We start from the raw sequence: 16,858 nt of genomic DNA, 5'->3' as shown, positions 1-16,858 counted from the left end.
TGTCCTATCGTTGTGTTGCCAGGGCGCGTCCGATCCGGTCCGCGTTGGCCATGAGGGTCAGGGTGTGGGATTTTTCGGCAAGGCTGGGCAGGCAGGCGCCGTCGACAATGTGCACGCCGGGCAGGCCCGCGACTTCTCCCAGCCGGTCGGTCTGCCCGATCCCGGGCCGGGCCTGCATCGGCAACGTCCCCGCATAGTGGATGTCCGCCCCCGGCTGGGCAACCGTGAAACTCATCGGCATCAACAGCGCGCCCATCTTCCAATAGATCCGGCGCAGCCTGGCCTCGGCATTCTCCATGAGCCCTGGCGTCTCGGGTTGCAGCTCGCCGGTGACGCCCAGCGAACCATCCGGGCGTAACCTCGCCGTGTTGTTGGACAGATGGCCAGGCAGGAAGAGATTTCCCACCAGGCAGGCACTGAGCAGGTGGTTCGACAACTCGATGGCCAGGCGTTTGTTCATCGGGATCCGATTGACGAATTCGCTCATCGGCAAGCCTGTGGTGCTGAACGTCGAGCCGAAGGCGCGGGTGCCGGCAGCCAGTTCCAGGGCGAACGATAGCTGGCCCAGGCCAAAAGTCGACACCCTCGGGGTCCCGAGCATGCCCGGCAGCCAGAGCAGGAAGGCGGCCGTGGGCGACGAAAGCACGCGCACCGCGGCGGTGTGATTCAACGACTTGAGGGCGAGCCGGGTGGAGGCCAGCGTGCCCGCCGCCAGCAGCAGGCGCTTGGCCCCCACGCGACGGGAGGCGTGACGGTCGGTGATCACCCACGTCCCGTCCGGTTGGCGCAAAAGCTCATCCACCAGGAACCCCTGGACGTGTTGGAAACCCGGGTACTGCTTGAGTGTCCGCAGTTCCTGGGCCGCGCTGTACAGCGCCTGGTTCTGGCATCCCCACAGGCAGTTGCCGGACAGGTCGCAGGCCTTGCGTTCCCCCAGCGGTTGGCTCAACGCCGCCACCCGCGAACGGCCGAGGCGAAAGCCCAGGGCGGGAAAACTCGGCTGGCGGCGCGTATAGCGATCGAGCAGGCGCTGGTGCAAAGGGTCCATCGGCAGGGGGGGTTGGGACCATGCATCGAGGCCGAAGTAGCTTGAAAGATCATCGTCGACCTGGCCGCTGATACCGATTCGCCGGGACACCGTTTCATAGGATTGTTCGAGTTCGGCGTAATCGAAGGGCAGGGCGCCGGGAAAGTCGCTGGCGTCCAGGCGCGCCACGCCACAACCCCAGGCATTCGACAGCCCACCGGTGGCCAATGACCCGACGCCGACGAAATGGTGGGTGTCGATCCGGTTACCGGCAGTGAACCCGCGAAACACATGGGCGTGGGTGGGCGTCTTCAGTTTGGGCGACACCGCGTGCTGCTGGTCCAGCCCGTGGAAGTCTTCGCCAATCAACCATTTCCACTGGGAGTCGTCGCTGGCGCGGCTGGCCAGGTACGGCGCCGTTGGCGCCGTCGAGATGCCGGTCTCGACCTGGGCATCGACCATCAGCACGCTCACGCCGGCCTTGACCAACGGGTAGGCGGCCGACGTGCCGGCGGGGCCACTGCCGACGATGATCACATCGAATTCAGGCTTCATGTGGCGCGGCACCTTCAAGCAGCAGCAGGCGGGCCAGCGGTCGACCTAGCGGGGTCACGACCCGCCACGCCAGGGCCCTGGCCGAGATCCAGCCCAGCGTACACACCGTGGCGACGACGCCGCGCGGTGCAGGCGTGCCGAGAAACCGCTTGGCGCCGGATGGGCTGGCTTCGGCGAGGTTGAGCGCGGCCTGCAAGCGCCAGGAAAGGTCCTGGCCGCCGGGCGTATCGAGAACGCCGGGGGTGTCGAGCAGGGCCAGCAGGACCGGCCAGCGCCTCAGCCACGGCGAGCGAATGGCCGGTCGGTTTCTGCCGGCCCGTTCCAGGGCCCGGGCGTATCGACGCACCAGGCTGCTCGGCGGCGGGCCGACGAGCAGGTAGTTCAGCAGCACGGAGCCTTCTTCAAGGCGCCGCCGACGTTGTCCACGACCGGAGCGGTGCAAGCCGTCAGCCAGGGATCGCAATTCGATCCCGAGTGCCTGCAGGCTGGGCGCGCTGTCCAGCGCGGGCAGGTGGGTCAGCGAAACGATCCGCTCCAGCCCCAGCCTCCTGCCCAACGATGGGCCCAGGCAACGGCGCAGCCCTGTGAGCAGCGCCACCGGCACGGGCACCGGCAGGCGCACCGCGTGGACCCTGTGTGTCGCGATCGCCATGAGAAAGCGGCCAAAGCCAACCGGCTGCACCGCGCCCAGGCTCAGCACCTGGGCGCGGATATCCTCGCGCTCGACCACCGCCAGGATCGAGGCGGCCAGGTCATCGACATGGATCGGTTGCACCCAAGGCGCCGGCAGGAGCATCGGAACGACCGGGAATCGGCGCACCAGCCTGCACAGCAGGCCGAAGAGCCCGCGCTCGGGACCGCCATACACCTGGCCCGGGCGAATCACCACGCCGCCGGCCGCCAGCACTGCTTGCTCGATCCGCCACTTGACCTGGCCGTAGGCACTGGGGGCGGCGGCCCGGGCCGTCTGGCTGGAAATGAAAATGAACCGGGCCGAGGCTTGCCGGGCGCGCTGGATCAGCGCCTCGGCGGCCAGGACTTCGGCGTCCGCGCCAATGCCGGCGTCGGGCGAGGTGCTGGCCGCCAGGTGGATCAACGCCTGGACACCGTCCGGACATTCCGGCGCCGGACCCTCCAGGTCGTAGGGCAGCCAGGCATGGGCTGCGGCGCACGGTGTGCGCGTGGCGCAGACCAGCTCATGGCCGGCCGCTGCCGCACGGTCGGTCAGCCGTTGGCCGATATAGCCCGTTGCGCCGGTAATCAGCAACTTCATGGTCAGGCGCCTTCCACGCGGTCAGGCCGTTCAGGCGTCGCAGCCTTGGACGTGAACACGAACCCCTTGCTGATCCAGTACGTCATGAAGACGCAGGCCACGTCGGCAGCGAATTTGACCGCGGTCGGGCGGTCGACGACGTACAGGCCGGCGCTGAGCAAGGCCGAGGCGAGCGGGATGTTGATCGCCAGCAGCGAGAAGTAGCTTACGGCCTGGGCCTTGCCGCTGCCCTGGCTCGACCTGAACGTAAAGTGCCGATGCAAAAAGAACGCGAACACCCCGGCGACGCCTTTGCCGGCGATGTTGGCCAGGATCGGCTCGTCCTGGAAAAAAACCATCAGCAACAGGAACGTGCCCATGTCCAGCCCGTAGGCCAGCAGTTGGATGGCGCCATACCGGATAAAGGTCAAGGCTTGCTCCTGATGACGACAATGTGATGCAGGCCCAGCACCCGCCGCAGGGGATAAAGCCCTTTCTCAACGACCTTGATCACGGGAATCAATGCGTCGGGCAGCAACTGGCGGAAATTCAACCCGCCCGAGATCAGGTACCGGGGGTAGTTGGCGCACACCTCCTGGTGGAGGATTTCCAGGCCGGGGTACTTGAGCTCGAACGCCTCGCGGTCCCGAACGAAGACAATGTAGCTGAGTGCCTGGTTGGCGCCGTTCATGGGGCCGGTCGACGGTGTTTCCCACGACTCGAATTGCTTGTCGAAGCCCTCGGACTTGAACAGCCGTTTGTACAGGAACGCGGCGAACGGGCCGTAAAAAGGTTCGATCAGGATGGCCCCGCCACCGGGCACGAGGGTTCGTTCCAGCTCGCTGAAAAACCGCTCGGGATGAGGGAAATGGTGGAAACAGTTCTGGCCATAGAACGCCCTGACCGAGTGATCGGCCAAGCTCATGGATTCGGCATTCAACGCCATGTCCAAGTGGTCGGTGGCCACGATGTCGGTCGCCAGTACGCCAGGGTAGGAATCGCGCATCGGCGCGATGCCGGCGCCGATTTCCACTTCCAGGCCCTCGACCTCGAAGTAGCGCTCGGCCAGGCGATGAAAGGCATGGTGGAACTCGACGAACACGTCCCTGAGCATTCGCTTGCGTTCGAGAATTCGCTTATGCAGCGCCAGACGCTCGGCGCCATCGACATCCAGGGTCTTGAGCGAGGGGTCGCAGAGTAGATCCCTGAGCGCCTTCACGGGATGTCCTTGCGCAATGAAGTGGCGTGACGGCGTCGCGAATGCCTTGGCCGGGTGGGCACCGAAGCGATGTCATAGCCAAGGAAGGCCATGATCAGTTGCAACCCCAGAAGCAGTGGCAGCGCACTGAGCATCACCGTTCCGGCCGGTGTCTGGACGCCGTTCTGCGCGGATTCGTGCCAGTGATAACTGCCAAAGACAGTGCCGAACAAAAGCATGAGCAACCCGATGGGCAACTCGATCGAAGCCAGGGACATGTCCCGCAGGTAGTAGTTGTAGAACACCCGCTTGGTGAAGTTTCGCAAGTGCTTGAACAGGAACTCGCCGATGATCTTCGAGATCGCCAGGTGGCTGGTTTCATCGCCATAGCGCGCCTCCATCGGAACATCCACCACCACGGCGCGCACGGTGTTCAAGCGGAACAGGATGTCGGTCTCGAAAAAGTAGCGTTCGCTGACCTTGTCCAGGGGCAGCAGCCGGGCGACGTCACGGTGGATCGCGGTGTATCCGTTCGTTGGGTCGAACAGGTCCCAATACCCCGTCGACAGTTTCGCCATCAGCGACAACACCGCGTTGCCGAAGAGCCGGACCTTTGGCATCGACTGCACCTCTTCGAGGTTGAAGAAACGATTGCCCTTGGTGTAGTCGGCCTCGCCCGCCAGGATCGGTTCGATGAACAACGGGATCAAGGCCGGGTCCATCTGCCCGTCGCCGTCGACCTTGACGATGATGCTCGCGTTGTCCGCGATCGCTGCCCGGTAGCCGGTCATCACGGCCCCCCCGACGCCTCTGTTGACCACATGGGGCAGGACCCTGACCCTGGGGTCGCGGCAGGTTTGCAGCACATGCTGGCCGGAGCCATCCGGGCATGCATCGTCAATCACGTAGATGCGCCACACCTGCGGGCCGATGGCCTCGATGACCTCGATGATGTGCGCCGTCACCCGATAGCAGGGGATGACGACCGCGACTCGGGGTTCTTCCGTGAAAAGCTCTGTTTTTGAGTTCATCGATTCGCTGGCTATTGTCTGAATGAGAGGGACTTGAACGCCAGGGGCGTGTCGGTATGCCCGGACGCATAGACGATCGCGAAAGCGGCCTCGTCAGGCGCGACCACGGTCATTTCATGGGTCGCCCATTGCGGCGTGCAATCGAACGTCTCGATGCTGGCGGAAATGAACTGGCCCTGGGCATCCATCCAGTTGGTCTGGACTCTCCCGGACGTGGGCTGTGCCGCGCAACGGGCCGACACGCCGCTGGTGAAGGTCTGTCCCGGGGTCACCTCGACACGCTGGGTGGCCGGGGTCTTGACCGTGACCGTGAGGACCTTTTGCGACGCGTCATAGGACGAGGGGTCGGTCAGGTGCCAGCCCTCGAGGCTGGACAAGTCGGGGTTGAGCAAACGCTCGAGGGGGACCTGGTTGACCTTGCGCAGGTCCAGCCCGCCCATGCTGGCGTAGGCGTCGGACACGCTCAGCAGGCGTTCGAGTTGCGCTTTCGGCGTGCTACCGTGATCGATAATCAGCCAATCCACCTGGCGCTGGCGCAACAGTTGCAGCAGCGCAGGCGAGGTGCTTGCCTGCTCGACTTCGCGGGTCCATTTCACGTTGTACCAGGACGCGTACAAGGCATCGCTTTTCAGGCCCGCCATGGAGGGCGGCGCAAAGACTGCCACCGGGCGGTGCCCGACGTTCAACGCGTTGACGACCTCGACCAGTTTGCGAATCGGCAGGTTCTGCGCCAGATAGGCATCCCGCCCGGCCGGGCTGAACAGCGCGGCCGGGTTGATCTGGCCATAGTAGGTGGCTGCCTGGATGAACAGCACGTTGGCCAGCACCAGTGCCGCGCCAGCGACGACCCCGAGCGTCCTCGGGAAGTGCTTGTGGCCGGAAAAGGGCAGGGCCAGGACCACTGCAAACAAGGCGAAGGAAGGAAATATGTAGCGCAGGTAGGCCGTGGAGTGGAACGACAGGGCCATTGCACCGGCCCCGAGCGCGAGCAGGCACAGGCCCTTGCGATGGGCACCCAGGACCAGGGCGACGGCTGCGGTGGGCAGCAGCAGCCATTGGAAACCGGCGGCGCCGTCCTTGCCTTCGATGAACCGGGGGGCGTTGAAGACCATCCGGTAAAGGGTGTCCCACGCGACCCCCTTGTCGAAGATGGCCGGGGCTTGGAAGTTGACGCTCGGCCAGAATGGTGATTGGAAAACGGCGTTGAAGAACGGGAACACCGGATTGCCGGTCAGGCACCAGGCCGTAAGGTACGGGGTGATGCCGGCCAATAGCAGGCCGGCGCTGCCCAACAGCAACGCCTTGGCGACACCGGGGCGCAGCCAGGCCTGGCATTGCACCAGCAGGAGCACCAACAACACCGGCAGGATGCTCAGGGTCACCGCTTTGGTCGCCAGGGCGAACCCCAGCACGACCCCGGCCAGGATCAACTGCCGATGACGCTCCGCGACGTCCGGGGTGAAGCGTGAGGCGTTGAGGATGGCCAACGACCCGGCCAGCACGAAGGCGGTCCACGCCGACTCGATGAACAGGCTGCTGCTCTCGGCAAAGGCCAGGGGCGTGGACAGGAAGAACAGGCTCGCCCAGCGGGCGCTTATGGTCGTGCCGCCGGCCCAGATCGCCAGGTTTCGGACCTGCCACGCCACCAGCAGCGTGAACGCGCAGTTGGTCAGGCGCGAGGCAGTTTCGCCGGCCAGCATGTAGACGATGCTGTAGATCCAGTCGGCCAGCATCGGCATGACCGCCCATACATACGTGCCGGCGTCGAAACCCCATTGGTGCCGCTGGGCCAGATGGGCGGGGACGAACAGGTGCATCGCCAGGGCGTCATAGCCGACTTCCGGCATGAGGGCGACCGCCCCATGCAGGCAGGCGAAGGCGACGATCAGGACATCAAGCAGCGCCTGCAACGGTGCCGGCGGCCCGCGCTCGGCACGGAGCTGCGCCAGGACTTCGCGAACGGTCGCCGTGGCGTCGCGATGGCCCAGCACAAGCGGCAGCAACAGCAGGGCCGCATACAGCCAGGGGTAGTTGATCGGGAAGTAGGCCGCCAGGCCCGTCAGCGTGCCGAACAGGCCCAGGCCGACCAGCAGCTGGACCGTCCAATCGGTGCCGGTTCGTTGTCCCACCAGCCATTTGCCAAGGGTGCGGGCCGACAGCGCCAATACGGTAACGACGATCAGCGGCCAGGCCTGGCCGGCGGCGATGGCCAGGCCCGCTATCGATCCCAGGCCGAGCACAAGGGCAGGCTTGCGAGTGAGGACGGTGAGGGCGGCGATCGCTACCGTCGCCAGCAGCAGGGTCCGGGTGGCGCTGTTCAACGACGGCCATTGCAGTGTCGAGAAACCGTACAGGCTGACCACCGCACTGGCCAACAGGACGAACACCACCGTCGCGTACTTCAAGCTGTCTCTGTGCAAGATATCGTCCCTGCTGTTCAAACACGTCAGTGGCTTGGAAAACACCGGGCGGCCGGCCTAGGCGTCACGGTACACGTGGGGGACCCAAGGCCCCCATTTGCTTTCGTAGAGGGCTTTGTTCCTCTCGAACAGCGCGCGTTTCTTCTCCATGCCCAACTGGTTGAACGAGGCGGACAGGTGGTGGTGAACGAACACGTCCTCGGCGCAAACGGCATGCAGGCCGCGCTGCTGGACACGGCGACAGTAGTCGTCGTCTTCGAAGAACCCCAGGCCGTACTCTTCGCACAGGCCGCCGATCTGCTCATAGGTGGAGCGGGGGAACATGACGCAGAAAAACGCCAGGGTGTTGATTTCGAAGCACTCGCCCATGCGCGCATGGGTCAGTTGCGACGATTCGACGTGCATGTCCTCGATCAGGCTGTAGCGGGTATTGACCTTGGCTTCATTGCCGATGTTGTTGGTGATCGGGCCGATGATCCCGATGTTCGGGTTGTCCCGCAGGTGGCGAATCAGGCCCTTGACCCAACCGGCGGTGACGATGGTGTCGTTGTTGAGGATCACCAGGTAGTCGCCGCTGGCCGCGGCGAGCCCCACGTTGTTGCCCGCCGCGAAACCCTTGTTGTCGGGGTTGAGGATGACGATCCGATCCCGGTGCCCCTTGGCCCAGGCAGTGAGGAAGGCGGGGGTATCGTCGCTGGAATGATTGTCGACGACGATGATCTCCAGGTTCGGGTAGTGGCTGTGGGTCACCAGGCTGTCGAGGCAGGCCCGGGTGAGCGCGAGGTTGTTGTAGGTGAGCACCACGACGCTGACCCTGGGTTGGGGCAATGTGTCGATGGCCTCGCGCAGGCTCGCGGCGCGATGGCGCCAGGTCTGTGCCTGGGCGAACGTTCGTCGCGCCTGCAGCGTCGATTGCGCTTCGGGGAGCGCGCGCAGGACGTCGCGTATGGCCGCGACGAAGTCCTTCGGATTCTCGACCGCCCGCACCAGGTCGCCGAACTTACTCAACTCCGGCAGTTTCACCGAGACCACCGGTTTGCCCGCGCTCAGGTATTCGTAGACCTTGACCGGGTTGGTGGCGAGGGTCAGCGGGATGACCTTGAACGGAAGCAGGCAGACATCCATGGCGTGCAGGTAGTAAGGCAGCGAGGCGTAGCTGACTTCGCCTTCCAGGACCACGTTCGCGCAACCCTTGAGGTGTTTCCTGGCCTGGGTCGTGTCGTTGCCGATCAGCAGGATCAAGTGCTGTGGGAAGGATCTGGCGACGTGCTTGATCAGGTCCAGGTCGAACCATTCGGCGATGGCGCCGTAGTAACCGATGATCTTCCGGCCCTTGGCGTCCTGGTAAATGTGTTCGGGGCGCTGGCTGAAGAACGCGTATTCGCCGGCATTGCGAATCACCGCGACGTTGGCGTTTTCCCGCCTGGCGTGCTGTTCGATCCAATCGGACGTCGCGACCAGCAGGTCTGCGCGGCGCATCAGCGCGATCTCCAGGTCGAGCAGTTCCTGCGCCACGTTGCCAAAGCCCTCGTGGTGGTCCATGCAGTCGTAGATCAGCGTGGAGTTCGGGATGCGCCTTGCCAGCGGAAACCAATAGGCATGCTGGACGATGCAGTCCACCGCGCCGACCTTGGCCCAGCGCAGCAACAGGGCGATGCCCTGGCACAACTGGCTGATCGCGGCGGCTGAAGGCGGGGCATGGTAGATGGCCGGCGCGCCGAAGACCTTGAGACGGATCTGGAACAGCCGCCGGGAGGCGTCCAGCGCTTCGACCTCGAAGCCGGGCGCCTGGTCGTCGATGAAGTTGTTCGAGATATAGAAGGTCGTCTGGCCGGCCTTGGCGAGCTCCTTGGCCAGGTTCTGCGGGCGCTGGATGCGGAAGTGCCAATCGATGACGCCGAACATCAGCAGGGTCGGGTCCGTCGCCACAGGCGGCGATGGAAGGTTCGTCGGCAGGGCCGGGAGCGACGTGGCGGCCTGGTCCGGTGCTACCGGCGATTCGCCTGACAGCGGCTTGCGCGGTTTGAGCCAGCGTCGCAGCTGGCTCGCCAGCCTGCTTTTGCGCTGCGCATCGAGAGGCAGCAGGGCGAAGACCCGGCGGGACCAGCGATACAGGAATTTGCGGATCGAATAGCGCAGCGGGGCCCGTTCGATGGCATGGCTCCAATCCGACAGCTTGAGCAGCTCGGCGTGCTGGCTGGCCAGGCGATTCTGCAGGTCCGCGGCCTGATCGGCGAGGGCGGTCGCTTCGCCGGTCTTTGCCTGCAACGATGTCGTGGCCGCTTCCAGGTCCTGCTCGTGTGCCCGCAACCGCTCACGCAGCAGCGCCATCTCGCGCTCCTGGGCGCTTGTGCGGGCAGCAGCCTCTTTCAGCTCCCGACGCAACTGATCGACCAGCCGGTCGCGGTTCTCGATTTCCTTGACCAGTTGGGCGGCTTCGACGGACCGGGATTCTGTCGAGCGCCTCAGTTGGTCGATGCAATCAGCCAGTCGGTTGAGCTGTTCCATGCGGTTTCGAATCCTTTGTTAGTGCGGTTGACCCAGGCTTGGCGTGGGGCAATTTCATATGACATCGGCAAAGCCTTTGCGTGTCCTCTGGAACCAGGCAAATCCAGACCAGGCGATCAGCACGGACACGGCGGAATAAATGGCCAGGCTGCTCCACGGCGGCATCCTGCCCCAGAACAGCATGTCGCGGGCGACTTCCACCGGCAGGGTCAGGGGGTTCGCCTGCAAGGCCGCCTGGTAGTCCTGCGGGAGTGTCGAGCGGGGATAGAAAATCGGCGAGAGGAACAGCATGGCCGTGGTGATGATGCCGGTGAACTGGCCAACGTCGCGCAGGTAGACGCTGATAGAGGCGAGAAACCAGGAAATACCCAGCGTCAGCAATACCAGGGGAAGCAGCATCAGGGGCAGCAGCAAAAGGGTCGCCGGAGGCATGCCCAACAGCAGGACGTAGAAGATCAGCCAGGCCAGCAGGCTGACCGCCGCGTGGAAAAGCGCGGCCCCCAGCGACACCAGGGGAAGTATCTCCAGGGGAAAGACGATTTTCTTCACGTAGTTGGTGTTCGCCAGCACCAGCCCCGGCGCCCGGTTCACACATTCGGAAAACAGGTTGAACACCAGGAGCCCCGCGAACAGGACCAGGGCGAACTCGCTCTTGGATTCGCTGCCACCGGCCCAGCGGGCCTTGAACACGACGCTGAAGACAAAGGTATAGACCACCAGCATGAGCGCGGGGGTGAAGAACGACCAGAACATGCCCAGCATCGAGCCCTTGTAGCGGCCGCTGACTTCCCTGCCGATCAAGGCCCGGATCAGGCTTCGATGGGTGAACGCACTCTTGATCATGGCAATGGGCGAAGCGTTGAACGGCTGCATCAGTCGCGGGGTCCTTGAGGCGGTGTCGGTCGCAAGCTCCTTGAAGAAATCCTCATGGAGGGGTGAGTCAAATATAGATCGATTCACGCCAATGGCGGGGCGGTTGCCGGCGTTCTTTCCAGACGGCGTGTTCCGGTTGTCGTCCGTGGCCCGGAGGCCGTCGTCACGCAGCCTGCAAGAGGGCTACACCTTACGTCCGTCGTGGTCTGCCGACAATAAGAACCGCCGGTCCCGGGCGTGTTTCTGGATAAAAGGACCGCGATCGGAAGGGGCAGGCCAAGGGCGGTTAATTGACGCCAGAACCTTGGGCCGGGCCTGCCTGGCCGTTGCCCGGGCTGAGCCGTTTCGGCGAGGCTGAATTAATTGCCTTCGCGACCGACGCCAGGCTTTTTTTTCGTTGCGTCTGTGCTTAACTGCCCGCAACCTCCTGTTACAGCTCGTGTTCCTGTTCGCCGGTAGAAAACGGCAGTGATTCTCGGATGGGTCTTTTGCCGATGTTGAATGAAGTGGCGATCAGCGCCGAAAACCTGAGCAAGTGCTACCAGATCTATGACGCACCCAAGGACCGCCTGTTGCAGATGGTGATGCGTGGCAAGAAGCGTTTCTATCGCGAGTTCTGGGCGCTCAATGACGTCTCCCTGAGCGTCGCCAGGGGCGAGACCGTCGGCATCATCGGCCGCAACGGCAGTGGCAAGTCGACCCTGCTGCAACTGATCTGCGGGACGCTGATGCCGACCCGCGGCAGCGTCCAGGGCAATGGCCGGATCGCGGCATTGCTGGAGCTGGGGGCCGGTTTCAATCCGGAGTTCACCGGGCGGGACAACGTCTACATGAACGCCGCCGTGCTGGGCTTGAGCCGCGCGCAAATCGACGCCCGTCTCGAGGAGATCCTGGCATTTGCCAACATCGGCGACTTCATCGACCAGCCGACCAAGACCTATTCCAGCGGGATGCTGGTGCGCCTGGCCTTCGCCGTTTCGGTCGGCGTGGACCCCGATATCCTGATCGTCGACGAGGCCCTCGCCGTCGGTGATGCATCCTTCCAGTTCAAGTGCCTGAGCCGGTTGGAGGAACTGACCGCCAACGGCACCACGCTCTTGTTCGTCTCCCACGACATGAGCATGGTCAAGCGCTTCTGCCACCGGGTCATCTACCTGCGCGAAGGCCAAGTGGTCGCCAGTGGCGCGCCTGACGAAATGGCCGAAATGTACCTGCTCGACATGCGCGACGAGCAGCGCCGCTGGGCCAGTGGCGCCACCGTGTCGGTGACCCGCAAGCCCTTCATGGGCGGCGCGGACGGCATCGCCTTCGGCACCGAAGAAGGGCGCATCACGTCGGCCTGTTTCACCGACACCCGGCAGATGTCCTCCAGCTACCTGTATGGAAACGCTGTCGAGATCCGCGTGGAAGCGCTGCTGCACGAATCGATCCGCCAGCCCAACATCAGTTTCACTGTTCAAGAAGCGCGGTTGCTGGTGATTGGCGGGGCGAACCTGGCCTTGCCACTGGGCCCTGTCGAAAACGGCTGGCGGCGGGCGGCGATCAACGTGCGCTTCCCGGCCAATCTCGCCGCGGGTCGCTACCATGTGACCCTGAAGCTGTTGCACGGGGTGACCGAAGACACCTCGCAATTGATCGAGAAACAGGTCGCGCCGCTGGCGTTCGACGTCTTGCCAGGCGCCCGGCATTTCCTCGGCATGGTGGACCTGGGCCTGCACAGCGTGGATGCCCAGCCGGATGAACAGCCGGCCGGGCACCCAGCCGATGATGAAACCAAGGAGCACGGGACGTTGGCCGAGCACACGAGCAAGCCCGACTGGCAGGTGGCGATATCGGGCACCTTTGACGTCGAGAATTACGGCGACCTGCTGTTTCCCATCATTGCCGAGGCCGAGCTGGCCCGGCGCCTGGGCAACGTCCACCTGCATCGGTTTTCCTACCACGGGAAAACGCCGCCCGAGTGGCCCTATGCAGTGACGTCGCTGACCGAGCTGCCGCGCATCGCCGAGGACCTGGATGGCGTCTTGATCGGCGGCGGGTTCCTGATCCGTTTCGACAAGCTCGTAGCCCCTGGGTATGGCCCGCCGACCCCGGGCATCCATCACCCCACGGGGTACTGGCTGACGCCGGCGCTGGTGGCGTTGCAGCATGGGATCCCGCTGGTGTGGAATGCCCCGGGGATGCACTGCAACAGTATTCCGGGCTGGGCCAGGCCATTGTTGACCATGGCCCTGGAGCAGAGCCCCTACGTGCGCGTGCGCGACACACCGTCACGCGATGCCCTCGCTGCCTTGGCCGGGCACGCCGAAATCGATGTGCTGCCTGACACCGCCTTCGGCCTGCCGCGACTGATCGATGAGCAGCAACCTTCCCAGGCCTTCAGGCAACTGCGCGAGCAGGCGGGGCTGGACGGGCCGTATATCGTCATCCACGCCATCCACATGGTCGAGGCGTTTGTCCGGCTGTTCGAGGCGCATCCCCTGGCGTTCCAGGGGTACCGGTTCCTGGTGGTCCCCATCGGCCCGGTCCTGGGGGATGACCCCTCGGTCATCGCCGCGCGCCTGCCGGGGGCCATCACCTTGTCGTTCTGGCCGCAACCGTTGCTGATGGCCGAGATCCTCAGCCAGGCGCAAGCGGTGATCGGGCACAGCTACCACCTGGCGATCAGTGCGCTGGCGTTCGGCGTGCCGGTGTTCTGTTCCGCGGACCTGAGCGCGGGCAAGTACACGGCGCTGGCCGAGTTCGATGGGCTCCATGGGCTGCCCGACGTGGCGACGATCGACCCCCATTGGTTCCTTTCGCGCATCGGCAAGACGGCTCCATCGCCGGCAGCGCGCGCGGCGGCGGACAGGCTGGTCGAGCATTGGGACCGGGTGGCGGACATCATTCGCCAGGGCCGCACGGGCTCCCGGCCGGTGCTCGGCGCATTCCTGCAGGACCTGCCTAATCTGCTCGAGGCCGCCGCCGAGCGCGATGATGTTCCGCTTGTTCAGTGCCCGGCGGAACCGCCGGCGCCCCAGGACATTGCCCAGCAGGCGCTTATTTCCCGGCTCAGCCAGCAACTGGCGCTGAGTAATGCTAGGGTTCTGCAACTAGAGGGTTCCAGTTCATTCCGAATGACCGCACCACTGCGCTCCATTGCCCGTGGTATCAGAAAACTGACAGCGACCAAGAATAAATAATGCTAGAACTTTTTCGTCTCGAATCGACCGCACTGAAGTCCTACCCGTTCGCCTGGGCCGAGATCGCCAACCTGTATTCGGCCAAGGATGCCGCGGCACTGGCGCAGACGTTTCCCCATGATCACTTCAAGACCGTGAGCGGCTATGGCGGGGAGAAGAACTATGACTACGAGGCGCGGGCCCTGGTGGAAATGGGCACCCAGGTCATTGCCTTCCCCGAGGAACTGAGCGACGCCTGGTTGAAACTGGCGCGGGACCTGGGGTCGGCGGCGTATCGCCAAGCCATGTCGCAGTTGACCGGGATCGACCTGCGCAACGTGCCGATGGAGGTCAATGTCTTTCATTACGGCCCGGGCGCGAGCCTGGGGGCGCACCCGGACCTGCCCGACAAGCTGGTGACCCATATCCTGTATTTCAACGAGTCCTGGAACCGCGACGATGGTGGCTGCCTGCAGATCCTGAGCGGCAACGACCCCACTGCGGTGGTGGCCGAGATCGAGCCCCTGGTGGGCAACTCGGCGGTCCTGGTGCGCTCGGCCAATTCCTGGCATGCCGTGTCGCAAGTGGTGGGCAACTGCACCGCCTCGCGCCGCAGCCTGACCGCAACGTTCTACCGCCCTGGCTCCGTCAGTTCCATGTGGCCGCAGGGTGATACCACTGCGTTGCATGGATACCCACGTGCATAAGCCCGACCCTCCGTTGACCGACCGCGAGCGCGCCGCTGCCCAGCGGGATGCGGCCCTCCAGGAGCGCGATATCGCCTTGGCGAAAGTCGACTTCCTGCAAAAGACCAGTTCCTGGCGTTTTACCCAACCGCTGCGCATGCTTGCCCAGTTGCTGCGCCATGGCTTTGCCGCCAGGCGCGACCCGCCCAAGCTGATGGAACCCATCGTGCGCCCGCCCGGGCAGGCGCTGTTGCCGATCCCCGAGGTCGAGCCGGTCTTCGTGGCCTCGGGACGCCTGGACATCCTCTGTTTCGCCAACATCGCCTGGGCGGCGCGCTTCCAGCGGCCCCAACAGTTGATGAGCCAGTTTGCGCGGCAGGGTTACCGGGTGTTCTACGTCGTGCCGTCCAGCGTCCCCGAGGAGGGCCAGCGCTATCGGCTGACCACCGTCGCGCCCAATGTCCATGAGGTGGCGCTGCAACGCGACGTCCAGGAAAAGTACTACGAAGCCACCATCACGCCGGAGAACATCCAGCTTTACCGCCAGGCCCTGGCCGCGCTGGCCGCCGATTGGCAGATAAAGACCGCGTTCTCGGTCGTCCACCTGCCTTACTGGAGCCCGCTGGCCCTGGCGTTGCGCGCCGAGCACGGTTGGCGGGTCCAGTACGACTGCATGGACGACTGGGATGGTTTCCCGAACATCGGTGAGCCGCTGCTCAGCGAAGAGAAGACCCTGGTGGCCGAGGCGGACCTGGTGACTGTCTCTTCGGCCTTGCTCCAGGAAAAATGGTGTGCCAGTACCGCTCGCTGCGTACTGGTCAGGAACGCCGTGGATTTCAACTTCTTCCACCAGCACTGCTTCGCCAATGACCTGCTGGATGGGTTCGTCGGACCGGTCATCGGCTATTACGGTGCCTTGGCCCAGTGGTTGGATTTCCCCCTGCTGGCGGCCTTGGCGGACAGGCGCCCGGAATGGAACTTCGTGATGCTGGGCGACGTGTTCGTCGACGACATGGCCGGTCTCGAACACAAGCCCAACGTGCATTTGCTGGGCATCAAGCCGTATTCGCAAATGCCGCTGTACCTGCATCATTTCGATGCCTGCCTGATCCCTTTCCGGCTCTACAACGTGACGCATGCGGTAGACCCGGTGAAGTTCTACGAATACATCAGTGCCGGTAAACCGGTGGTTTCCACGCCACTCAAGGAAATGAGCCTCTACCAGGACCTGGTGTATTTCGCCACCGACGTCGACGGGTTCATCGAGCAGATCGAGCGGGCGCTGGCCGAGCGCGACCTGGCCACCTACAAGCAACGCCTGGAGTTGGCCCGGGCCAATGATTGGAAGGATCGCTTCGAGGCGACTCAACAGGCCATCGTGGCGTTGCACGAGAAAGTGTCCATCGTGGTCGTCACCTACCACAACCTCAACCTGACGGTTCAATGCATCAACAGCATTTTGCGCAACACCACGTGGCCGCGCTACGAACTGGTGGTGGTCGACAACGGTTCCGACGATGGCACCCGTGACTACCTGGAGCACCTGCGCCAGCACGCGCCGTGGGTAAAGATTATCCTCAACGACCAGAACCGCGGCTTCGCGGCCGCCAACAATCAGGGCTTGAGGGCGGCGGACGGCGACATTCTCCTGCTGCTCAACAACGACACGGTGGTCCCCAGGGGATGGCTGGACCCGCTGGTGCGTCATCTGCGCGACCCCGATGTCGGCCTGGTCGGTCCCGTCACCAACGCCGTGGGCAACGAAGCGAAGGTCCAGGCGAGCTACACCGACATGAGGCACATGCAGCGCTTCGCCGATGACTACACCGCCACCCATGCGGGGCAGTGTTTCGACATCGCCATGCTGGCCATGTTTTGCGTCGCCTTGCGCAGGGATGTCCTCGAAGACGTGGGGTTCCTGGACGAGGCCTTCGGCATCGGCATGTTCGAGGACGACGACTACAGCCGTCGCGTTCAGGAAAAGGGCTACCGGACCGTCTGCGCCGAAGATGCGTTCATTCACCATTACGGGCAGGCGTCGTTTCGAAAACTGATCGCCAGTGGTGAGTACCAGGCGCTCTGGGACAAGAACCAGGCGTACTTCGAAAGCAAGTGGGGACGCTGGCAGGCCCACGTGCACCGCTGAA

At 64.1% G+C, this 16,858-nt stretch carries 11 protein-coding genes and 1 pseudogene; 4 read left to right on the top strand and 8 right to left on the bottom strand.

Annotated features, from left to right (window positions below; genetic code table 11):
- Nucleotides 1–4 precede the first annotated feature (4 nt).
- From Q6A48_RS15785 to Q6A48_RS15750, 8 genes are read right to left on the bottom strand one after another with little or no spacing between them, the layout of a single operon-like run.
- A complete protein-coding gene (locus Q6A48_RS15785) occupies nt 5–1,582 on the bottom strand; it encodes an FAD-dependent monooxygenase (RefSeq protein ID WP_304555029.1) in 1,578 nt (525 codons plus the stop codon).
- Nucleotides 1,572–2,855, bottom strand: coding sequence for an NAD-dependent epimerase/dehydratase family protein (locus Q6A48_RS15780; RefSeq protein WP_304555028.1), 1,284 nt, complete (start codon nt 2,853–2,855; stop codon nt 1,572–1,574). The genes Q6A48_RS15785 and Q6A48_RS15780 overlap by 11 nt, the downstream gene beginning before the upstream one ends.
- A gap of 2 nt (nt 2,856–2,857) precedes the next feature.
- On the bottom strand, nt 2,858–3,265 hold the full coding sequence (locus Q6A48_RS15775) for a GtrA family protein (protein WP_304555027.1): 408 nt from the start codon (nt 3,263–3,265) through the stop codon (nt 2,858–2,860).
- Nucleotides 3,262–4,053 (bottom strand): class I SAM-dependent methyltransferase, encoded by a 792-nt coding sequence (locus Q6A48_RS15770; protein WP_304555026.1) that lies wholly within the window; start codon nt 4,051–4,053, stop codon nt 3,262–3,264. Before Q6A48_RS15770 ends, Q6A48_RS15775 begins: the two co-directional genes overlap by 4 nt.
- Complete coding sequence (locus Q6A48_RS15765; protein ID WP_304555025.1) at nt 4,050–5,063, bottom strand: glycosyltransferase family 2 protein; 1,014 nt, start codon at nt 5,061–5,063, stop codon at nt 4,050–4,052. Before Q6A48_RS15765 ends, Q6A48_RS15770 begins: the two co-directional genes overlap by 4 nt.
- Before the next feature lie 11 nt (nt 5,064–5,074).
- Nucleotides 5,075–7,483, bottom strand: coding sequence for a phospholipid carrier-dependent glycosyltransferase (locus tag Q6A48_RS15760; RefSeq protein ID WP_304555024.1), 2,409 nt, complete (start codon nt 7,481–7,483; stop codon nt 5,075–5,077).
- 57 nt (nt 7,484–7,540) lie between these two features.
- On the bottom strand, nt 7,541–9,991 hold the full coding sequence (locus Q6A48_RS15755) for a glycosyltransferase (RefSeq protein WP_304555023.1): 2,451 nt from the start codon (nt 9,989–9,991) through the stop codon (nt 7,541–7,543).
- Nucleotides 9,992–10,045: 54 nt separating this feature from the next.
- Nucleotides 10,046–10,864 (bottom strand): ABC transporter permease, encoded by an 819-nt coding sequence (locus tag Q6A48_RS15750; RefSeq protein WP_304555022.1) that lies wholly within the window; start codon nt 10,862–10,864, stop codon nt 10,046–10,048.
- A 494-nt stretch (nt 10,865–11,358) separates the two neighbouring features.
- Here Q6A48_RS15750 and Q6A48_RS15745 point away from each other — a divergent pair.
- The 4 genes and pseudogenes from Q6A48_RS15745 to Q6A48_RS15730 all read left to right on the top strand — a co-directional run.
- Nucleotides 11,359–12,585, top strand: a pseudogene (locus tag Q6A48_RS15745) (ABC transporter ATP-binding protein); the annotation flags it as partial.
- On the top strand, nt 12,562–14,046 hold the full coding sequence (locus tag Q6A48_RS15740; RefSeq protein ID WP_304555067.1) for a polysaccharide pyruvyl transferase family protein: 1,485 nt from the start codon (nt 12,562–12,564) through the stop codon (nt 14,044–14,046). The pseudogene Q6A48_RS15745 and the gene Q6A48_RS15740, both read left to right, overlap by 24 nt.
- Complete coding sequence (locus tag Q6A48_RS15735) at nt 14,046–14,732, top strand: 2OG-Fe(II) oxygenase family protein (protein WP_304555021.1); 687 nt, start codon at nt 14,046–14,048, stop codon at nt 14,730–14,732. The genes Q6A48_RS15740 and Q6A48_RS15735 overlap by 1 nt, the downstream gene beginning before the upstream one ends.
- Nucleotides 14,725–16,857 carry a glycosyltransferase gene (locus tag Q6A48_RS15730; protein WP_304555020.1) on the top strand — a complete coding sequence of 711 codons (2,133 nt, stop codon included), beginning with the start codon at nt 14,725–14,727 and terminating at the stop codon, nt 16,855–16,857. The genes Q6A48_RS15735 and Q6A48_RS15730 overlap by 8 nt, the downstream gene beginning before the upstream one ends.
- Nucleotide 16,858: the final 1 nt, after the last annotated feature.

This window comes from Pseudomonas citrullilanati (genome assembly GCF_030580855.1).
Taxonomy (GTDB): domain Bacteria; phylum Pseudomonadota; class Gammaproteobacteria; order Pseudomonadales; family Pseudomonadaceae; genus Aquipseudomonas; species Aquipseudomonas citrulli.
Note: the sequence above shows the minus strand (reverse complement) of the source record. Positions and strands in the feature narration are given on the sequence as shown.